Genomic DNA, 19,356 nt, shown 5'->3' on the forward strand with positions numbered 1-19,356 from the left:
AGCCAAGCCGTTTCCACTTGAGATGTAGAGGAGTGAAAAACTGTGAGTGTTTTCCGAAAGCAGGCCTCTCCCCCGGACGAGAAGGACAGCAAGAGTTCGCTTGGCCTGCGGCTCAACGTGTTTTTCTTCAGCACGTTTGTAATCTTTTGCGTAATTATTATCCGTCTGGCTGTTGTGCAGTTTGTGGAAGGACCTAAGCTGACCGAGGTGGAGACCAGCCGTGATACCAAAAGTGTACCGCTCGCGTCCATCCGTGGTGCGATTCGCGCAGCCGGAGGAGAAGAAATTGCCTATTCGACCTCCGTTCAATCGCTGTATATCACCCTGACGAAGGAATATACGGCCAAAGCCGTGGATAAGGAGACCGGAATCAGTGCACTGAAGCCGGAATCTAGAGCTAACGCCTATGCGCTGGCAACCCGGCTGGTCGAGGAATTCGATAAACATGGTGATCCGGACGGCGAGAAGCTGACGGTGAATAATGTAATTACTTCATTGGATTTATATTTCAAAAAATATTCGGGTTATATGGCACGCAAGATCAAGTCCGGTCTTACCACCCAGGAAGTTGCTTATTTCATGGAGCATAAAAGCGAGTTCCCCGGTCTTGAGATTGTTGAAGAAGGCGTGCGGCATTATGACAAGGACACAGTTGCTGTGCAGACAGTCGGGTATATCAAGCCCTTCAAATCGTCCAGTACACTTAATATCTATAAGAACATACAGAACGCAATGAAGAAGATCGATGCCGATCCCGGCCTGAACTATAAAGATGATGAGTTTGTCGGCTTTGACGGTCTGGAGCTGCAATATCAGCGGGAGCTGCGCGGCAAGAATGGTTATCAGGTCATTTCAGTGAATCCGCAGAATATGGCCGAGAAGGTTGAAGAGGTTGTGCCGCCGGTCAAGGGTAATGATGTCTGGATGACGATTAATAAGAACGTCCAGCTCAAGACGGAAGAGGCCATTACGGAGCAGATCAGCTGGCTGCACAGTCATGCCGTTCAGGGCAAAACCCACCCCGATGCACTCACGGGTTATGCCGTAGCTATGGAAGTGGATACAGGCAATATTGTTGCCATGGCCAGTATGCCGGATTATGATACCAATGTCTGGACGGCGGAGAAGCTGGATTCCGATACTTGGAATAAAATTATGGGTAACTATCAGAATGGGACGATTACTCCGTATTCTTCGGGGATGTCGGGCCATGGATTCGGTTCAACCGTATTGCTGGGGTCAACCATTAAGCCGCTGAGTGTGCTTGTGGGCTTGAACGAAGGATTCTTCAGCACCTCTTACCGGTACAATGATAAAGGGATCGCTTATTTCGGTAAGGATGACAAATCCTCCGTACGCAATTCCTCCGGACATGTCTACGGTTCGATGGACCCGGCCAAAGCGATTGAGGATTCCTCCAACGTATTCATGGTGGATATGGTCGGCAAGAAGCTTTATGAGCAATATAAGGGCAAGGGGATTGAAGTTTGGGATAAGTATATGAAGGAGTTCGGCCTCGGTGTCTCCACACAGAGCGGGCTTCCCAATGAGTATCTGGGACAGATTAACTACACCGATATCAAGGCAGCGGGCAGTGCGCAAGCCGCACTGGTCTATGCCTCCTTCGGGCAGCAGGGCCGTTATACGGTGCTGCAGCTGGCACAGTATGCTTCCACGCTTGCCAATGAAGGTGTGCGCATCAAGCCGCAGCTGGTCAGCAAGATCACCGACTCTGAAGGCAATGTGGTCAAAAAGTTTGAGCGCGAGGTGCTGGATGAAGTAACTACCTTTGACCCGTCCTTCTGGAGAGAAATCAAACAGGGCATGAACAGTAAGGTTACTGCATTTACGGATTTCCCTTATGATTTTGCCCGTAAGACAGGTACCTCCCAGCAGCTGGGGAAAGGTGAATTGCGTGATAACGGGGTATTTATTGCTTTTGCCCCGCGTAATAATCCTAAGTTAGCAGTTGCTGTGGTCATCCCTGAAGGCGGGTTTGGTTCCAACAGTGCCGCGCCGGTCGCGCGTAAAATATTTGATGCGTATGACTGGGAGTACGGCCTGGATGGCAACCCGAAGAAAAATGTGAAAAATGCAGATCCGGCCAACGGAGATGCTGAAACTACTTCGGAAGGAGCAGATAATGCGGCAGGAACTGCCGGAACGACAGGAACAAACTGACGAACCGCCGTAGCCTGATTGACAAATACACAGCTGCTCCCGACCGGGAGACATACAAGAATGGAGGGGTGGCAAATGATTGCCAAATACCGCCTGCTTGCATTGGATATGGATGGAACCCTACTGAATGATGAACAGAAAATTACCCCCAAAACGGTGGAATGGATCAAAAAAGCGATGAATGCCGGCGTACATGTCTGCCTGTCTACCGGACGTTCGTCCCGGAGTGCGATGCCTTATGCCGTGCAGCTTGGCCTGGAGACCCCAATGATTATGGTAAACGGAAGTGAAGTATGGCGCGCACCGGGAGAACTGTACCGCCGGTCCCTGATGGATGTGGAACTGGTCAAACAGATGCATAAGATTGCCGAAGAATTCGATATCTGGTTCTGGGCCTATTCCGTGGATGAAGTATATAACCGCGACACCTGGGACGGCGAAATTGACAGCAGGGAATGGCTGAAATTCGGTTATTCTACTGAGGATAATGATATCCGCCATAAGCTGCTGATGCGTCTGCAGGAGCTGGGCGGGCTGGAGATCACCAATTCCTCGCCGTTCAATCTGGAGATTAATCCGCTTGGCGTCAACAAGGCATCCGGCATTCTGGAAGTCTGCAAGCTGCTTGGCATTAACATGTCCCAGGTTGTAGCCGTCGGCGACAGTCTAAATGATCTGGCGGCCATTCAGCAGGCCGGATTCGGCGTAGCGATGGGCAATGCCCAGGAGACCGTTAAGCAGGAAGCCGATGCTGTTGTGGCTACGAACAATGATGACGGGATCGCGGAAGTGATCGAGAAGTATATTCTTACGGAGGCTGGTACCTCGGCCGGTAGAATTTCTAAGCAGGCTTAGGCTTGTAACCGGATTTCCACCGCGAATAGCGGTATAGATCAAGAAATCTGGGGGCAACAGCGGCCGGAAGCTCAAACATTCACCGCAGTTACGAGCGACACCTTTTGGAGTTCTTTTATTGCTATCAAAACTTGAGGAGTTGAAGGAATTGACGATCCTGGGTTGGATTCTGATCATTGCTTTGTTTGCAGTAGGGCTGGCAGGAGCGGTATATCCAATCCTGCCGGGCGCGCTGGCGATTTATCTGGCCTTCTTCGTATACGGCTGGTTCTTTTCCTTCCACTCCTTCGGCGCCTGGTTCTGGATTATCCAGACACTGATTGTAGTGGTCCTGTTCGTTGCCGATTATGTGGTCGGGGCCTGGGGAGTCAAAAAGTTCGGCGGCTCACGGGCATCCGTCATCGGCAGCACGATCGGCTTGATTATTGGCCCCTTTCTCATTCCGGCTTTTGGTCTGCTGATCGGCCCGTTCCTCGGGGCCTTTGCCGGTGAACTGATTGCCGGCTCGAAGCCCGGCAAGGCGGTCAAGGTCAGCTTCGGCTCCTTGCTGGGGCTGTTCAGCAGTACCGTAGTCAAGATCATTTTGCAGATTGTTATGGTCGTCCTCTTCTTTATCTGGATCGGACGGTATTAAATTTATTGTGAAGAAGGCGAAACAGCTTGTCCACCAAGAAAGAATCTTTTGTTAAAGGCACGCTTATTCTGGCTGCGGCCGCACTTGTGGCCCGCATCCTTGGACTTGCCCAGCGGGTTCCGCTGGAACATCTATTCAATGATATCGGGAATGCATCCTTTACACAGGCTAACAATGTGTATCTCCTGCTTCTTCCGCTGGCGACCGCCGGAATACCCAGCACGCTGAGCAAAATGGTATCAGAGCGTTATGCTCTGAACCGTCCGCATGAAGCGCAGCAGGTATATCGTGCCGCCCTTATTTTTGCAGCTGTTGTAGGTGTTGTAATGAGTACAATACTGTACATAGCCGCTCCGTATTATGCGGAGTACACCAAGGTTCCTGAGAGTACGCTGGCAATCCGGGCGATTGCCCCGGCGCTGCTGCTGTTCCCCGCAATCGCGATGATGCGCGGTTATTTCCAGGGGCGCAATAATATGATGGCCGGAGGTATCTCACAGATTATTGAGCAGATTGCCCGGGTATCTACGGCAATTCTGCTGGCTTTTATTCTGCTGCGTCAAGGCTACAGCAACACATGGATGGCTGCAGGCGCTTCTTTCGGCAGTGTGCTCGGGAGCGTCGGCGCTTTCGGTGTCATGCTGTATTACGCGATGAAGATGCGCCGCAGCGAGGAGCAGATTGCTCTTTATGAATCGAATGAGGCACGCCTTCCGTTACTTGGAATTTATAAAGATATTTTCAAGCTGTCCATTCCAATTGTATTATCTTCGATCACAGTACCTGTTGTGAACTTTATCGATACTTCCTTTATTGTTCCGCTGCTCAGCGGACGGATCGGAATGGAGGAAGCTACCCGGGCTCTGGGGATCTTCGGCAGCCGTGCACAGAGTATAGCGGGTATTCCGCCGGTGCTCTCCATCGCGCTTAGTACGTCGCTCATTCCGATTATTTCAGCGGCGTACGCCCGCAAAGATGAACAGCATCTGAAACGCCAGGTTACCCTTGCCATGCGTATCTCTATTCTTACCGGCACACCGATTGTACTCTCTCTCGTTGTGGCGGCATATTCTGTCAATGGACTGATCTTCAGCAGTCTGGACGGCAGCGGGATTGTAGCGATGCTGACGCTGGGCACTATTTTTCAAATCACTATGATGACTACGAACTCTATTCTGCTCGGGATGGGCAAATCACGGATTTCGATGTATTACGTGCTTGCCGGGATTATTGTGAAGTTCGCTTCCAACTTCCTGTTCAGCCAGCTGTTCGGCATTTATGGCATCATCGGCTCTACGGCCCTGTGCTTCATTGTCATTACGCTGCTTAATCTGCGGATGCTCAAAAAGATCATTCCCTTCGAAATTCTCGGCAAACGCTGGGGCGGATTCTCAATCGCTGTACTCGCATCGGCCGGAATCGGTTATGGCCTCAATGAAGCGGGGATTATGCTGACTCATCTGATGCCGGCAAGACTGGCATTCCTGATTACATGTCTGGTCGTTGGAGCTGCCGTGGTTATCATTTACTTGGTGCTGTTGATTGTTCTGGGTGTACTGAGCAGCAAGGAAATCGCTGGTTACCCGCGTCCGCTGCGCAAACTGCTGAATCCTTTAATGAAGCTGCAGCCGGCGCACGTGCGTGCAAACGAATAAAGCTGTGATCATTGTCTTATTTTGTCTTTTTTATTTGACTTATTCCGTACATTTTGCTTCACTTAAAGAGAAGAGAATCATGGGTAACGGTTAGATGAGAAAGGATGGATAATAGATGGACAAAATTAGTTCTCCTGCTGAGTTTCAGGTGTCAATACAATCTCCGCGCTTAACGGTGGCGGTATTCAAGGCGGATTGGTGCTCGGATTGCAAATTCATTGATCCGTTCATGCCGGATGTGGAACAGAAATATAGTGACCGCCTTACACTCGTTGAAGTGGATGTCGATGCAGTAGGCGACGTCAGCCAGGAACAGAATATTCTGGGCATTCCGAGCTTTGTCGCTTATACCGATGGACGGGAGCTGGTCCGATTCGTGAATAAGCTTCGTAAGTCCCGTGAGGAAATTGAGAATTTCCTGAATACGGCGCTGGATGTTTACCTTAGTATCCACAAGTAATGAAGCAGCACCGCTTTCGCCCTACCCGAGCAGAAGCGGTGTTTTTTTTCTAGAATGGTCTGCGGGCGCAATCATTATACTAATTCATTCCTATAAAAATGCGGGTGATAACATTGACGACCCTTCAATTAAAATGGCTTAGCTATATAACCTGCCTCGTTATGTTTCTGGCGCTGCTCGGCGGAGCGGTGGTTACCAAGACGGGTTCGGGGCTGGAATGCGGGAATGAATGGCCGCTGTGTCACGGAAAGCTGATACCGGCTTATACCGTAGGCTCCCTGATTGAATATACCCATCGCCTGTTCAGCGGACTTGCGGGTCTAATGTCACTGGCTTCGATGTTTGCGTTCTGGCGTTACGCCCGTAAGCGCAGGGATCTGCTTACCTATGCCTTGTTAACCCTTATATTCGTAGTGGTGCAAGGCGGAATGGGAGCGCTTGCGGTAATCAAGTCGCAGTCTGCTGCAGTGATGGCTCTACATATGGGATTCTCGCTGATTGCGTTCGCCAGCTCACTGATGCTTGCGCTTGGAGCCAGACGGAGCTACCTTTCTGGGGAAGAGAATAGCACTGCAGAACCGAAAGTTAGCAGGGGCTTCCGTAACTTAACCTGGTTTACTGCGTTATATTCTTATATGGTCGTGTATATTGGAGCTTATGTAAGTCATACCGATTCACAGGGGGGCTGTTCAGGCTGGCCGCTGTGCAATGGGGAATGGATTCCGGAGCTGTCTGGCGGGGTGGGCATTGTATTCATACACCGGGTTGCAGCAGCGCTGCTGTTCCTGCTGACTGCTATTCTGGGACATCTGGCTTTCTGGAGATACAAAGAGCTGCCGGAGCTGAGGGCTCTGGGTGTTGCCGCAGTGCTGCTCTGCCTGATGCAGGTATTCAGTGGGGCTGCTGTGGTTCATACGCTGTATAATGAACGACTGTACATATTTACCGCGTTATCGCATATTTTGCTGATTGCCGGCTTGTTTGGGGTTCTATGTTATATGAGTGTCCGTGTCTGGCAGTTAAGCGGAACGGACAAGAAGCAATAAGATTACCGTTAAGGGCATGGGGACAAGGTTCGGCCCGGTTCGAGGAGGAACGCTTAGTGGGATACGGTAATTTGCGACAATGGATCGAACAGCTCCGCAGAGACAAGGATCTTGCTGTGATTGATACTCCGGTTGATCCGCATCTGGAGCTGGCCGAGATTCACCGCCGGGTGGCCGGTGAGGACGGCCCGGCGCTGCTGTTTACAAATGTACAAGGAACGCCGTTCCCGGTTGCAACCAATCTGTTCGGTACTGTCCGCCGGGTGAACAAGGCCTTCGGGACCCGCCCGGAGCAGTTAGTGAAATCCATGACGGCAGCTATGGAAACGATGATTCCGCCATCAGCTGCCGGACTATGGAGAGAAAAGGGCCTGCTGCTTGACCTGATCCGAGCAGGAACCAAGAATATACCACAAGGTGAAGCGCCGGTCCTAGGCATCTGCCGCAGCAGTAATCCGCTACAGGAATTACCCCGAATTACCAGCTGGCCTAAGGATGGAGGGCCGTTCATCACCCTTCCTCTGGTCTATACAGAGAGCATAACCAACCCCAAAGACCATAATCTCGGGATGTACCGGGTCCAGATTCATGATGACAGCACGACCGGCATTCATTGGCAAATCCATAAAGGGGGCGGCTTCCATCACCGCCAGGCTGAGCTGCTGGGGGAGACCCTTCCGGTCTCTGTCTTTATCGGCGGGCCTCCTGCCCTGATTGCGGCTGCTGTTGCCCCGGTTTCAGAGCGGCTTCCGGAATTGATGCTGGCATCCCTTATGCTGGGCGGGAAGCTCCCTATGGTGCAGGACCCCCTGGGCGGTCACCGCATTCCTTCAGAAGCTGAATTCTCCATCCGCGGGCGGGTGTCTCCGTTTGAGCGGAGACCGGAAGGTCCATATGGCAGTCAATCCGGCTATTATTCGCTGCAGCATGATTTTCCCGTGATGCATGTGCAGCGGATGTGGCACCGCAAGGACGCGATATTTCCGGCCACGATTACCGGCAAACCCCGCCAGGAGGATTATTATCTGAAGGATTATCTGCAGCGGCTGCTGGCTCCGGCCTATCCGCTAATGATGCCTTCAGTGAAAGCTCTGTGGGCGTACTCCGAATCCGGCTCGAACGCCTTGGCTTCGGCTGTTGTCAGGGAGAGCTATCCGCGTGAGGGACTGGCTTCGGCTTTCCGTATTCTGGGGGAAGGCCAGCTCTCCTTAACGAAATTCCTGCTCCTGACGAATGAACCGGTTGAGCTTACGGATTTCCCTAAACTGCTGGAAACCGTGCTTGAACGCTTTAATCCGGCATCGGATCTGGTGATCTTCGCTAACACCTCCATGGATACCCTTGACTATACCGGCCGTAAGCTGAATCATGGCAGTAAGGCTGTGATGATGGGCACCGGCAACCCGATCCGTGAGCTGCCCAGAACCTATACGGAGGGTCACCTTCCAGCAATCACCGGCGCCGTGCCCTATTGCGGCGGATGTTTAGCCGTTTCCGGAGCATCCTATATAGAAGACCCTGAGCTTCCCGTCAGGCTGGCCGCTTCCTTCAAGGAGAAGGGCACAGCCTGGCCGCTGATTGTTCTGGTGGACGATGCCGCTGAAGCGGTGCGCACACAAACCTCCTTCCTGTGGACAGTGTTCACCCGGTTTAATCCGGCGGATGATATTTATGCGGAGACCCATGCACTGCGTAACGCAATCAGCTATTCCCTGCCGATTGTAATAGATGCCCGGATGAAGCCGGGGTACCCGGAGGAGCTGGTTCCGCATGAGGACACGGTTGAACTGGTGAACCGGAACTGGAACCGTTATTTCCCTCTTGTATAGATCTTAAGTATTCTGAGGAGGACAAATATGCTGCGGACATTACTGGGAGAGCCGCCCCGCGAGAACAGCGGGGTACTGGCCGAAGCCATGGACAACATGGCGAAGGTCGCCTCCATGCTGCGCAAGGAGATGAACACACATCAAGACCGTGACCATGAATACCGCAAGCTGGAGATATGGACACGCGGTCTGATCTCATCGCTGGACGAGCTGGAGCAGAGCTGGTTCGCCGCCGCCTTTTACCGGAAGTCGGTGGTTGCCGGTTATATGGATGATATGTCGCCCACGGAACAGGGAGAGTACGCCAGGTATGTGTATTTTTATAAGGACGGCTTCATCCGGGTGTTCTCCCTGCTGGACAAGCTGGGTACGGTTCTGAACAGTCTGTATGATCTGAATACAGGTAAAGTCAAAGCGCATTTCTCTTACTTCACAGTGCTTCGCCAATTTCAGCTGCTTCATGCGCACAACGCTCTGGCCAATGAGCTGGAGAAGATCAGGAACTCTTACCGCGAACCGGTGGAGAATCTGCGCAAACGGCGCAATGCCGAGATTCACTACATGAACGCTGAGATGACGGATGATCTCTGGCAACGCCATCAGGGGCTGCATGACAAAATCCAACTGGAGGATCTTGACAGTCATCTGGAGGATTTGAGGCAGAGCCTGGAGATGGTGTGCAAATCTTTATCGGCTGCCTTCAGGTACAGCAATGAGCAGTGGCACAAGAATAAAGCTGCATCCAGCCAGCGTTCAGAGCACGGACAGCCGTAAAAACTTACCTTTGACAAAGAACCGGAAACTTAATATACTTATGCAAGTATTTACTTCTAACATGAAACGGCATATATAACTTCATACTATAATCTTATCGAGAGCGGCGGAGGGATAGGCCCGATGAAGCCCGGCAACCGATTTGTACACAGCTTAGCTGCTGGCTGCAAATGTCATGGTGCTAATTCCTACAATGCCGCTAAGTTTGCGGTCTTGGCAGATGAGACGGCATTGTTTACTTCACACACACGGCCTCTTCCGATCTGCACGGATCGTAAGAGGTCTTTTTTGTTGTAAATTGCATGGAAGAAGGAGGACGGGGCGATTGATAGAGCTGAAAGATTTAACGAAAGTATACGGTAAAGGAAGCAAGGCCGCAACGGCGCTTTCCGGATTAAGCCTGTCGATTAAGAAGGGGGAGATATTCGGTGTGATCGGCCACTCCGGTGCCGGCAAAAGCACGCTGATCCGCTGCATTAATCTGCTGGAACGTCCGAGCGAGGGTGAAGTATGGGTGGATGGGGTGGAATTGACCGCACTCAGCCAGGGACAGCTGCAGGAGCAGCGGCGCAAGATCGGGATGATCTTTCAGCATTTCAATCTGCTCTCCTCCGCAACCGTCTATGACAATATCGCCTTTCCGCTGCGGCTGGCCGGAACCTCCAAGACGGAGATTGAGCGGAAGGTTCAGGATCTGCTGGCTCTAGTCGGACTTGAGGAGCACCGGAACAAATATCCGGCTCAGCTGTCCGGAGGCCAGAAACAGCGGGTCGGAATAGCCCGTGCTCTGGCGAGCGATCCTGATGTTCTGCTGTGCGATGAAGCGACTTCAGCGCTGGATCCGCAGACAACGGACTCAATACTGCGCCTGCTGCTGGATATTAACCGGAAATTTCACTTGACGATTGTGCTGATTACGCATGAGATGCACGTTATTCAGAGCATTTGCGACCGGGTGGCTGTCATTCATGGGGGCGGGATTGTGGAGCAGGGCGACGTTGCCCAGGTTTTTCTGAAACCGAGGCATGAGGTTACGAAAGAATTCATCCGCAGTGAAACTCAGGCAGACGGACCGCTGCGGCAAGCGATTGATGCTGTACATGCCGGATATACTAAGGCGGTCAAAATTACTTTTCTCGGGCAAAAGACGTACGAATCGACACTTTCCCATGTGGCTCAGGGAACCGGAGTTAACTTCGCCATTCTGCAGGGAACCATTTCTACTATCAAGGACGTCCCGTATGGTCAGCTGATCGTCCGGTTTGAAGGGCCATCCGAAGCCGTGGAAGCAACACTTTCCGAGCTTGCGGCTGAAGGCCTTGATGTGGAGGTGATTTCTTAATGGGCGGAATGGATTTTAGCGCGATTAACTGGGAAGAAATGCTTGATGCCACGGTCGCAACATTAAAAATGTTAGCTTTTTCAGGAATATTCACAATTATCCTTGGTTTACCACTCGGAATTGTGTTATATTTATGGGGCAAGTCTAATAACACTATTATCAGGGTTGTTTACTCGGTATTATCATTCGTCGTAAATATTCTGCGTTCGGTTCCCTTTATTATTCTGATGGTTGCCCTGATTCCGTTCAGCAAGTCGATTATGGGTACCTCGATAGGCGTACTTGGAACGATTCCGGCGTTGGTGATCGGCGCGGCTCCATTCTTCGCCAGACTGGTAGAGACCGCACTGCGGGAGGTTGACCGTGGGATCATCGAAGCGGCGCAGGGTATGGGAGCATCCACGGGACAGATTGTAATGCGTGTGTTGCTGCCGGAGGCTCGTCCGGGTCTGCTGGCCGGTGTTACGATTACGATTGTTACCCTCGTCTCGTATACCGCAATGTCGGGGATGATAGGCGGCGGCGGTCTGGGTGACCTGGCGATCCGTTACGGCTATTACCGTTATGAGAAGGAAGTCATGATTATCTCGGTGACCCTGATGGTTATTCTGGTGCAGCTGCTGCAAATGGCCGGTGACCGGCTGGTAAGACATTTTACACGGAAATAAGGTATGTCCATATAGAGCCTTATTCATACAAATTATTGATTAGAGGGGGATTTACAGATGAAAAAAGTACTGCTCACATTCTTCAGCTTGACCATGATATTGGTGCTTGCAGCTTGCGGCAACAATAACGCTGCGAATAACGCGGCAAACTCTGCGGCTACAACGGCGCCAACGGAAGCTGCTGCTGCAGAACCGACCACTGAACCTGCTGCAGAACCGGTAACCCTGGTCATTGGAGCTTCTCCTGTACCGCATGCGGAAATTCTGAAAGCTATTGCTCCGCTGCTTGAAGCACAAGGCATTACGCTTGAGATCAAAGAATTCACGGACTATATCCTTCCTAATACACAGCTTGCCGAGAAGGGGCTGGATGCGAACTTCTTCCAGCACAAGCCTTACCTGGATGACCAGAATGCCAAGAACGGCACGGATCTTGTATCTGTAACCGCGGTTCACGTTGAGCCTTTCGGCGCGTATTCCAAAAAGATCAAAGCGATCAGCGAACTGGCTGACGGTGCCAAGGTTGCTATCCCGAATGATGCCACCAACGGCGGACGCGCATTGATCCTGCTGGCTAAGAACGGTCTGATCAAACTGAAGGATGACACCAACATCACTTCCACCAAAGCTGATATCACTGAGAACACTAAGAAGCTTGAAATCATTGAGCTGGATGCAGCAATGCTGCCGCGTCAGCTGGACGAGGTAGATCTGGCGCTGATTAACACCAACTATGCGCTGGAAGCCGGCCTGGTTCCAACCAAGGATGCTTTGTTCATCGAGGGAGCAGATTCCCCTTACGCCAACCTGCTGGTAGCCCGTCCGGACAACAAAGATTCCGATGCGATCCAGAAGCTGGCTGCGGCCCTGAACTCTGCTGAAGCCAAAGCCTTCATCGAAGAGAAATATGAAGGTGCAATTATCCCTGCATTCTAAGCCTAAAGCTTAAGCTGAACAACTAAAGAGAAGACCAGAAATGCCCTGTCAGCCGGGAACGGTTGACAGGGCATTTCTGGCCTTTGGGAGGGATGGGTAAGTTTACCGGGAACGCGGCGGGTTGATCCTGCCTGTGAAATCCACTATAATAAAAAAAATCCCGGCCTTCTCAACGGAGGCCGGGATGATCTATGATACGGGATTAGAATACTTGAATAACTTCTTCCACGCCTTCTACTTCTTCAACAAGAGCGCGTTCGATCCCGGCTTTCAGCGTGATCGTGGAGCTTGGGCAACTGCCGCAGGCACCCATAAGCTTCAACTTAACGATGCCGTCTTCTACATCGATCAGTTCGACGTCACCGCCATCGCGCTGCAGGAACGGACGAAGTTTATCGAGCACTTCCAATACTTCATCGTACATGGTTGCACTTTGTACATTCTCACTCATTTCTCAATCACTCCTTTCGTATGTTTATTATAGTACAAAAAGTTAAAAAATAAAATGGTTAGCGCAGAATAGGGAGATCATCATGAGACCAATTATAGAATTTTGTGCCAGTAATATCGGACATGGTACAGAAAAGCTCAAAAATAAGCTGGAGCAAAACCCCGAATACGATGTGGTGGAGTACGGCTGTCTGAACAACTGCGGACAATGTTATCTGCAGCCCTTCGCCATGGTCGACGGGGAGATTATTGAAGCCGAATCCGCCGACGGACTTGAAGAGGCGATTGAGGCAGCCATTAAAGAGGCTGAGGCATGGGATAGCCTTGAAATCGACTAAACCCGCAGCCGTGGTTTGGTTGGGCTACCCGAAATGGCGCTTAGACATCCAGAGCACGCCGCTTTTGAGCAGGCGCGGAACACGGCCCATGACGGAGCGGCGGCCCATCAGGCCGAAGCCGGCATTTTTACCCAGTGAACCGAGAGTTCCCTTAAGCTTGATCTTATGCAGCTTCGGCGTTTCACCCCGCCATAGGGCCTGAATAATCTGCCCCACCTGTTCTCCCTGGGCACCTGCGGCTTGTGCGCTTGGTGCGAAGGGCAGGCTGGCGCAGTCTCCAATCACGTATACCTCCGGATAGTCGGTCACATTGTAATAATTGCCCACAATGATCCGTCCTCCACGGTCTTTGGGGAGTTCAAGCTGCTGGACCACCTGCACCGGCTGAATGCCGGCAGTCCAGACCGTAACATCAGCAGGAATTGCCTGGGTGCCATTGAAGATGGCATCCTTTTCTACATGGGAGACGGATACCCGTCCTATGGTCTCCACATGATGCTCATTAAACCACTCCTCCACATACTGTGACAGCTTGGCCGGGAAAGAAGACAATACCCGTTCCCCGCGGTCCAGAATGGAGATGTTCAGATCAGGCCGGCTCTCCCGCAGTTCTGAGGCAATCTCAACTCCGCTCAGTCCTCCGCCTACAATGTTGACCGTTCCGTAAGGCTTCACATCGTTCAGCCGGCGGTAGGTTTCGCGGGTCCCGGCAAAGCTCTGAATACTGCAGGCATAGTGCTCGGCTCCGGGAATGTTATGGTAATTATCGGTGCAGCCGAGCGCTATCGCGAGAATATCATAAGATATCGGCTCCCCGGTATCGAGGAATATCACCCGGCTCTCCAGATCGATGGAGCCCACCTGACCATAGCGGATCGTTAAGCGGGGATGAACCGGGAATTGAATCCGCAGATGATAATCCGTTACAGTTCCTGCGGCCAGTGCATAATATTCCGTCTTAATTCCCTGATACGGCATCCGGTCAACCAGGACGATTTCCACATCATGGGGGAGATGGTTGTTAAGTAGCTGCTGAATGAGGGCAAGACCGCCGTAGCCGCCGCCCAGGACAAGTAGAGTTCTCATGCGAACCGATCTTCCTTTCAGGTATGGTGCGAGATGGGCAAGGCAGTTCCGCTGGGTTATTGGCTGGTGCGGTTAGTTGTTACTCGTATACTTTAATCTCGTTGTAGAAAGTATCCCGTTCAACCGGAATCCGTCCGGCCCCTTTGACGAGCCAGATCAGCTCTTCACGTGTCAGACCTTCCGGGGTCAATGCGCCCGCGGCATGGCTGATCCGTTCTTTGAGAATCGTGCCATGTACATCTGAAGCTCCGAAGCTGAGGGCTACCTGGGTCAGCTGTGCTCCGATATTAATGAAGTAAGCCTTAATATGGTCGAAGTTATCCAGCATCAGACGGCTTACCGCAATCGTCTTAAGATCCTCGTAAGCAGAGTTCCGGCGCATGATGCCTGCATTCTTGTTCTTAGGCTGCATCGAGAGCGGGATGAACACCATGAAGCCGCCCGTTTCGTCCTGCAGCTCGCGGATCTGCAGCATGTGGCGGATGCGGTCCTCCCGGGACTCAATGGAGCCGTATAACATAGTCGTATGTGTTCTCATGCCGATATTATGAGCGGTGCGGTGAACCTCCAGATATTCCTCGACATTGGCTTTGTCTACACGCATTTTTTTGCGGTACTGGTCGGACAAAATCTCTGCCCCTCCCCCGGTAAGGGTCTTCAGTCCGGCGGCGCGCAGCTGCTCCAGCACTTCACGGATGCTAAGGCCGCTGATGCGGGTGAAGAAGTCAATCTCTGCTGCGGTGTAGGCCTTGAGAGTGACGTCAGGGAAGTGCTCGTTCAAGGCTTTTAGCGAATCAACATAGTACTGGAAGGGCACGTTATCATTATGGCCTCCGACAATGTGGAACTCGCGTACGCCGGGATGGATATGCTGCTGCACATATTGCACCATTTCCTCGCCGGAAAGGGTATAAGCGCCGTCTTCTCCCTCATCCTTGCGGAAATTGCAGAATGCACAGCGGGATTCGCAGACATTGGTGAAATATAGACTCATGTTTTCGATAAAATATACTTTATTCCCGTTTTTTCGCTGGTTAACCTCATTGGCTAATTGCCCGATCGTTAATAAATCATTGCTCTCATATAAATAAACGCCATCTTCCAAATTTAATCTTTCTCCGCCGCGGACCTTCTCAATGATATTCGCCATCCGGGCATCCATGTGGGGTGTTATAAGGGTAGACATATAATTTCCTCCTGAAGGTTGGCGAGGCAGCTGCATCGCAGAATCGTGAGCTAATGAAATGAGCCGGCTGCAGACCGGCATGAAATAGAGGTTAGATGTAACCTCGTGACAAATTTCCGAATTTTTACGTATATCGCTTTTCCTATTATAAACCTCTCCCGGAGGGGGAGCAACCGCCAGAAAACTTAAGGGAATCCGGCATGAAATGCATAACTGCGGTGCGTTTGCGACTTGAGGCTAAGAGAATAGTGGAGTATACTTAATTTAAATTATAGAAGTGCAATTATTTGAACATTACCTGAGGCCTTAGGGCTGGTTGATAAAAGCTATTGCAGAAGTATGCCAACAAAACTTAAGCTTATGCTTCCGAGGCGAGTTTTGCACGAAGTGAGATAAGGATGCGGATGCTAACAAAACTTGTAGGAGGTTAAAGTTATGATTAACATTAGTGAATTAGCAGCAGGCCAATTGAAGACCATGCTTGCTGAGCAGGAAGTACCTGATATGTTTCTCCGTCTGGGCGTAACACCCGGGGGCTGCAGCGGGTTCTCTTATGCCATGGGCTTCGATGATAACGAAAGCGAGCAAGACGTGTATATGGACATCGAGGGCTTGAAGGTAGTCGTAAGCAAAGACGATATCCGTTACCTTGACGGCCTGGAGATTGATTTCGAGGAATCCGGTATGACGGGCGGGTTCACCATCAATAATCCGAACGCAACTGCTACGTGCGGCTGCGGATCTTCTTTCCGTACGAAGGAAGATGCAGGCAAGCCGGCGGCTGAGCCTTGCTAAGACTGGATTTTAGCACTGTAATTTGAGATAGACAGCTGAATATGCAGCCGTTAATCACGGCTTCCCAACCTCTTGAATTGTGTAAGAAGTACACTACACTTTTCAGGAGGTTTTTTATTTGGCCAAAAAAGCAGAAGAAGATTGGAATGACAACGGATCAAGGTTTAAGGAAATGCCGGAGGGATGGATAACTATAAAATTTATGGAAAAATAATCCGATAATAAAAAAGAATATCCTAAATATTATTTATAAATTACATAGGAAATATTGCTGTGCGGACAAAGCGGGAGGGTGGACATGGCGTCAACGAAGCTTATATTTAACGAGGATGAAGTCCAGCGCCTGCAGACCAGAATAGGCCAGGTAAGCCAGGACACCAACCGGCTGTATTTGCAGCTGAAGGGCCAGTCCAGTGGCTGGGGCGGAATTCCCATGGGAGACCACCTCGTGAAGGCCCAGGTCATGATCAATGAATTAACCGTAGAAGCAGAGAAATTGGAGGATATTATCCGGACCGCCCTGAAAGGAGTCGCAGGACTCCAGGAGGAGAATAAACGGCAGGCCGACAAGCTTACGCAGCAGTTTAGTCTTCTCGCGGGTGCATTCGGAAGCTTTGGGGCGTCAAATGCCGCTGGCGGCGTTTCCATTCCAGCCTTTGTGCAGAAGAGTGTATCGCATCTGATCACTTCGGTTACCGTCCTGATGGGAAAGGATGAGCTGAATAACGATCCGGCAGTGCAGAAGCTGCGCAATATCATCCAAACGTCCGGGCTTTTGACCGTAGAGGGTATTGCGGCCCTAAGCAAGTTGAAGGATATCTTCGCGGCGCGTGATGGGATCGCGAAGGCGCAGATGGCCTTCAAGGTCTATGAAGCGTTCGGGAACAAGACGCAGATGGAGGCCGTCCACGCGCAGGCCGAGGAAGCACGCCGGAAGCTGGCGTCCCTAGGTGTAGCCAAGGTTCAATATGAAGCAGGGAAGGATGTAAGCGGCTATTTCAAGCAGCCGGCTGTCAAAGCCTGCGATTATGATCCGTCGATCACGGCGGAGAGTGTACCGCTCATACATAACGAAGAATATCTCCTGCTGCTGCGGATGGCGATGGAGAAGAGTGCCGCTGGGAACTATGCGCGAAGCCAGTTGGAAGTGAAGCGGCTGCAGATTGAGGCGGCTGAACGTAAGTTGGCGCTGGATAGCAATACGGAAGCGAAGAAATATAACTTTGAGGAGTACAGCAAAACACTTATAGGAAACACATGGGTACTCAGTAAAAATGGCATAACAGACCAGGAGGCGGCGCAAGCATCCATAGCGTATCAGGAAGCCGTCAGGAATGGAGAAATCAAATCTAATCTGGATAATGTGCCCGTTGATATCATGCAGGAGCAGATTCTGGCAGCGAAAGACGGGACCAACTACTGGACCGGTGCGAAATTATCGAAGCTGCAGGCCTATGGTATAATCATTAGCAGTGTAGTCGCCAGTTTTCAAGGGATTGAAGGAATGCGCGGCAATGTAACGATAAAGAGAAGCCTTCCGCTGCACCCCGGTGCGGGTGAAATATCTGCGTCTAGGGTGAAGAAGCTGAATGTTCCTTTATCTGAGGGGAAGGGTAAATCTAGTAGTGCAGATTCTAACATAGGTGTAGTAAGTGAGGGTTCGGGTGGTCAAAATTTACTATCCAGTATAGGGAAAGTAGACAAAGCACCTTCAACAGTTAAATATTTAGAAGATGGTATTAGAAATGAGCCGTTTGAGCATGGTCTGTTTTTCGATAATGACGGCAATGTGATTGGTAGATTAATCTCTGATGGGGAACAAGCAAAAATTGACCTTTCTGCTTATAAAGATATAGCAAAGGATACAACATTTACTCATAATCATCCTAGTAGTAGTAGGTTTAGTATTGCTGACCTAGAAACAGTGGTATATTTCGATATGGCAGAAATAAGAGCTGTGACTCCAAATGGGGTAACGTTCAGTATTAAGAGAGGAACTCTTGGATGGGCGATACATCCACTGGATGTTGAGAAAGTTTTTAAACAAACACAAAGAGAGCTTTCCAGTGACCCTATGGTTCAAGCATTATTTAAAGAAGGTAACACAGAGGCAGTATGGGATAGGTTATACAGTAAAATGGCAGAAAAGATGGGAGGGGATTTTAATGTTTTTAAATAATGATGAAAGAATTAACTCGAAATTTCTTTATAGAAAACCTGTAGTTATTGGAATTTTGGATGATAGTGATAATGATCCCAATGATATGAGTTGGATGTTTGATAACTCATGGGAATTGTTAAAGTTGAAATTTTCAGAAAGTTCATTTCAGGAGTTAGTTATAGGGTTAGTGGAAATATTCAGGAGGGGAAAACCGAACTATTCATCACTTGGTGAAATGTTTGGAAACGATTCAAATGTGGAGGAAGATGTCGAGAAAATAGTATACAAAATAACTACTATTGAAAGAAATTCAAATGATATTATGAAAGTTGAGATGCATCTTGATCCTATAACTCGAAATATTAACGAAATGTATTTGTATGTTCGGGAAGGGTCAGATTTATTAACGCTTAATGAAATGCTTGTCGAGAAATACGAGGGTTTATCTATAGATTTTAATGACAAGTTTATTATTATAGATAGAGATTATAGGATCATCATTTTATGAAAATATAAGCGTGAAGCGGCTCTCATCTTGCAAACAAGCTGGGAGCTGTTTTGCGTTTATGTAAAAAGCAATATCAGCACGTGAAACGGGCTGCTCCGGCCAATTCTGAACTGCCGTTAATTACACCTTTGGAAGCGAGCACTTCAACAGCGGACTATGCCCAATGGAAATGGGGAATATCCTGAAATGTCTTGTGATTATAGACAGCTGCATATGGGCCGCAGAGGATATATAGTCTGGTAACATAATCGTGGCTAGTGATGAACTGACCTCAAGCTGTAAGGCGGAAGCTCGTGAGATCTTAGATTAATTGACGAAGACATGATTATAATTCGTCAGAAGTAACATATGGATTAAAATGTGAAGTAGTGAAAAATATGAAGCAGGGAAGGATCTAAGCGGCTATTTCAAGCAGCCGGCTGTCAAAGCCTGCGATTATGATCCGTCGATCA

The 19,356-nt window shown here is 50.2% G+C and carries 18 protein-coding genes and 1 riboswitch; of the genes, 15 read left to right on the forward strand and 3 right to left on the reverse strand.

All coding sequences use genetic code 11. The features are described from left to right. Positions 1 to 42 precede the first annotated feature (42 nt). The 11 genes from NSQ73_RS03690 to NSQ73_RS03740 all read left to right on the forward strand — a co-directional run bounded on the left by NSQ73_RS03690 (position 43) and on the right by NSQ73_RS03740 (position 12,380). A complete protein-coding gene (locus NSQ73_RS03690) occupies positions 43 to 2,181 on the forward strand; it encodes a peptidoglycan D,D-transpeptidase FtsI family protein (protein ID WP_340985426.1) in 2,139 nt (712 codons plus the stop codon). A 75-nt stretch (positions 2,182 to 2,256) separates the two neighbouring features. Continuing rightward, positions 2,257 to 3,036, forward strand: coding sequence for a Cof-type HAD-IIB family hydrolase (locus NSQ73_RS03695; RefSeq protein ID WP_340989183.1), 780 nt, complete (start codon positions 2,257 to 2,259; stop codon positions 3,034 to 3,036). A gap of 148 nt (positions 3,037 to 3,184) precedes the next feature. After that, entirely contained in the window at positions 3,185 to 3,670 is a 486-nt protein-coding gene (locus NSQ73_RS03700) for a DUF456 domain-containing protein (protein ID WP_039307226.1), read from the forward strand. Between the two features lie 26 nt (positions 3,671 to 3,696). Next, positions 3,697 to 5,325, forward strand: a complete 1,629-nt coding sequence (locus NSQ73_RS03705; RefSeq protein ID WP_340985427.1) for a putative polysaccharide biosynthesis protein — start codon at positions 3,697 to 3,699, stop codon at positions 5,323 to 5,325. A gap of 115 nt (positions 5,326 to 5,440) precedes the next feature. Next, the gene (locus tag NSQ73_RS03710) at positions 5,441 to 5,785 is read left to right on the forward strand and encodes a thioredoxin family protein (protein ID WP_039307230.1); all 345 of its coding nucleotides are present in this window, start codon (positions 5,441 to 5,443) and stop codon (positions 5,783 to 5,785) included. 113 nt (positions 5,786 to 5,898) lie between these two features. Beyond that, the gene (locus tag NSQ73_RS03715) at positions 5,899 to 6,831 is read left to right on the forward strand and encodes a COX15/CtaA family protein (protein ID WP_336100894.1); all 933 of its coding nucleotides are present in this window, start codon (positions 5,899 to 5,901) and stop codon (positions 6,829 to 6,831) included. 56 nt (positions 6,832 to 6,887) lie between these two features. Next, entirely contained in the window at positions 6,888 to 8,660 is a 1,773-nt protein-coding gene (locus NSQ73_RS03720; RefSeq protein WP_340985428.1) for a UbiD family decarboxylase, read from the forward strand. Positions 8,661 to 8,687: 27 nt separating this feature from the next. Next, the gene (locus tag NSQ73_RS03725; protein WP_340985429.1) at positions 8,688 to 9,434 is read left to right on the forward strand and encodes a Cthe_2314 family HEPN domain-containing protein; all 747 of its coding nucleotides are present in this window, start codon (positions 8,688 to 8,690) and stop codon (positions 9,432 to 9,434) included. Between the two features lie 91 nt (positions 9,435 to 9,525). Further along, positions 9,526 to 9,661: riboswitch (SAM riboswitch) on the forward strand. 98 nt (positions 9,662 to 9,759) lie between these two features. Continuing rightward, a complete protein-coding gene (locus NSQ73_RS03730; RefSeq protein WP_042139824.1) occupies positions 9,760 to 10,776 on the forward strand; it encodes a methionine ABC transporter ATP-binding protein in 1,017 nt (338 codons plus the stop codon). Then, positions 10,776 to 11,444 carry a methionine ABC transporter permease gene (locus NSQ73_RS03735; protein ID WP_340985430.1) on the forward strand — a complete coding sequence of 223 codons (669 nt, stop codon included), beginning with the start codon at positions 10,776 to 10,778 and terminating at the stop codon, positions 11,442 to 11,444. The genes NSQ73_RS03730 and NSQ73_RS03735 overlap by 1 nt, the downstream gene beginning before the upstream one ends. Positions 11,445 to 11,501: 57 nt before the next feature. Beyond that, the gene (locus NSQ73_RS03740; protein WP_171720119.1) at positions 11,502 to 12,380 is read left to right on the forward strand and encodes a MetQ/NlpA family ABC transporter substrate-binding protein; all 879 of its coding nucleotides are present in this window, start codon (positions 11,502 to 11,504) and stop codon (positions 12,378 to 12,380) included. Between the two features lie 202 nt (positions 12,381 to 12,582). Here the strand turns inward: NSQ73_RS03740 and NSQ73_RS03745 are convergent, their stop codons facing one another. Further along, on the reverse strand, positions 12,583 to 12,831 hold the full coding sequence (locus NSQ73_RS03745; protein WP_039307240.1) for a NifU family protein: 249 nt from the start codon (positions 12,829 to 12,831) through the stop codon (positions 12,583 to 12,585). 82 nt (positions 12,832 to 12,913) lie between these two features. Between NSQ73_RS03745 and NSQ73_RS03750 the strand changes: the two genes are divergently transcribed. Next, the gene (locus NSQ73_RS03750; protein WP_039307242.1) at positions 12,914 to 13,168 is read left to right on the forward strand and encodes a YuzB family protein; all 255 of its coding nucleotides are present in this window, start codon (positions 12,914 to 12,916) and stop codon (positions 13,166 to 13,168) included. A 24-nt stretch (positions 13,169 to 13,192) separates the two neighbouring features. Here the strand turns inward: NSQ73_RS03750 and NSQ73_RS03755 are convergent, their stop codons facing one another. Beyond that, on the reverse strand, positions 13,193 to 14,254 hold the full coding sequence (locus tag NSQ73_RS03755; RefSeq protein ID WP_171720118.1) for an NAD(P)/FAD-dependent oxidoreductase: 1,062 nt from the start codon (positions 14,252 to 14,254) through the stop codon (positions 13,193 to 13,195). 79 nt (positions 14,255 to 14,333) lie between these two features. Beyond that, positions 14,334 to 15,440 (reverse strand): aminofutalosine synthase MqnE, encoded by a 1,107-nt coding sequence (mqnE, locus tag NSQ73_RS03760; RefSeq protein WP_039307245.1) that lies wholly within the window; start codon positions 15,438 to 15,440, stop codon positions 14,334 to 14,336. 435 nt (positions 15,441 to 15,875) lie between these two features. On the opposite strand from mqnE, the gene NSQ73_RS03765 reads away from it, so the two are divergent. The 3 genes from NSQ73_RS03765 to NSQ73_RS03775 all read left to right on the forward strand — a co-directional run bounded on the left by NSQ73_RS03765 (position 15,876) and on the right by NSQ73_RS03775 (position 18,904). Further along, on the forward strand, positions 15,876 to 16,235 hold the full coding sequence (locus NSQ73_RS03765; RefSeq protein WP_039307246.1) for a HesB/IscA family protein: 360 nt from the start codon (positions 15,876 to 15,878) through the stop codon (positions 16,233 to 16,235). Positions 16,236 to 16,683: 448 nt separating this feature from the next. Next, positions 16,684 to 18,414, forward strand: a complete 1,731-nt coding sequence (locus tag NSQ73_RS03770; protein ID WP_340985431.1) for a hypothetical protein — start codon at positions 16,684 to 16,686, stop codon at positions 18,412 to 18,414. Next, complete coding sequence (locus tag NSQ73_RS03775; protein ID WP_340942489.1) at positions 18,401 to 18,904, forward strand: hypothetical protein; 504 nt, start codon at positions 18,401 to 18,403, stop codon at positions 18,902 to 18,904. Before NSQ73_RS03770 ends, NSQ73_RS03775 begins: the two co-directional genes overlap by 14 nt. Positions 18,905 to 19,356 lie beyond the last annotated feature (452 nt).

The sequence above is a fragment of the Paenibacillus sp. FSL R10-2736 genome (assembly GCF_038000245.1).
GTDB classification, from domain to species: Bacteria; Bacillota; Bacilli; order Paenibacillales; family Paenibacillaceae; genus Paenibacillus_AQ; species Paenibacillus_AQ phytohabitans.

Coding starts and splice junctions, on each gene's coding strand:
- NSQ73_RS03695 (WP_340989183.1), top strand. CDS start 2,257: ATGATTGCCAAATACCGCCTGCTTGCATTGGATATGGATGGAACCCTA.
- NSQ73_RS03710 (WP_039307230.1), top strand. CDS start 5,441: ATGGACAAAATTAGTTCTCCTGCTGAGTTTCAGGTGTCAATACAATCT.
- NSQ73_RS03725 (WP_340985429.1), top strand. CDS start 8,688: ATGCTGCGGACATTACTGGGAGAGCCGCCCCGCGAGAACAGCGGGGTA.
- NSQ73_RS03735 (WP_340985430.1), top strand. CDS start 10,776: ATGGGCGGAATGGATTTTAGCGCGATTAACTGGGAAGAAATGCTTGAT.
- NSQ73_RS03740 (WP_171720119.1), top strand. CDS start 11,502: ATGAAAAAAGTACTGCTCACATTCTTCAGCTTGACCATGATATTGGTG.
- NSQ73_RS03745 (WP_039307240.1), bottom strand. CDS start 12,831: ATGAGTGAGAATGTACAAAGTGCAACCATGTACGATGAAGTATTGGAA.
- NSQ73_RS03750 (WP_039307242.1), top strand. CDS start 12,914: ATGAGACCAATTATAGAATTTTGTGCCAGTAATATCGGACATGGTACA.
- NSQ73_RS03755 (WP_171720118.1), bottom strand. CDS start 14,254: ATGAGAACTCTACTTGTCCTGGGCGGCGGCTACGGCGGTCTTGCCCTC.
- mqnE (WP_039307245.1), bottom strand. CDS start 15,440: ATGTCTACCCTTATAACACCCCACATGGATGCCCGGATGGCGAATATC.
- NSQ73_RS03765 (WP_039307246.1), top strand. CDS start 15,876: ATGATTAACATTAGTGAATTAGCAGCAGGCCAATTGAAGACCATGCTT.
- NSQ73_RS03775 (WP_340942489.1), top strand. CDS start 18,401: ATGTTTTTAAATAATGATGAAAGAATTAACTCGAAATTTCTTTATAGA.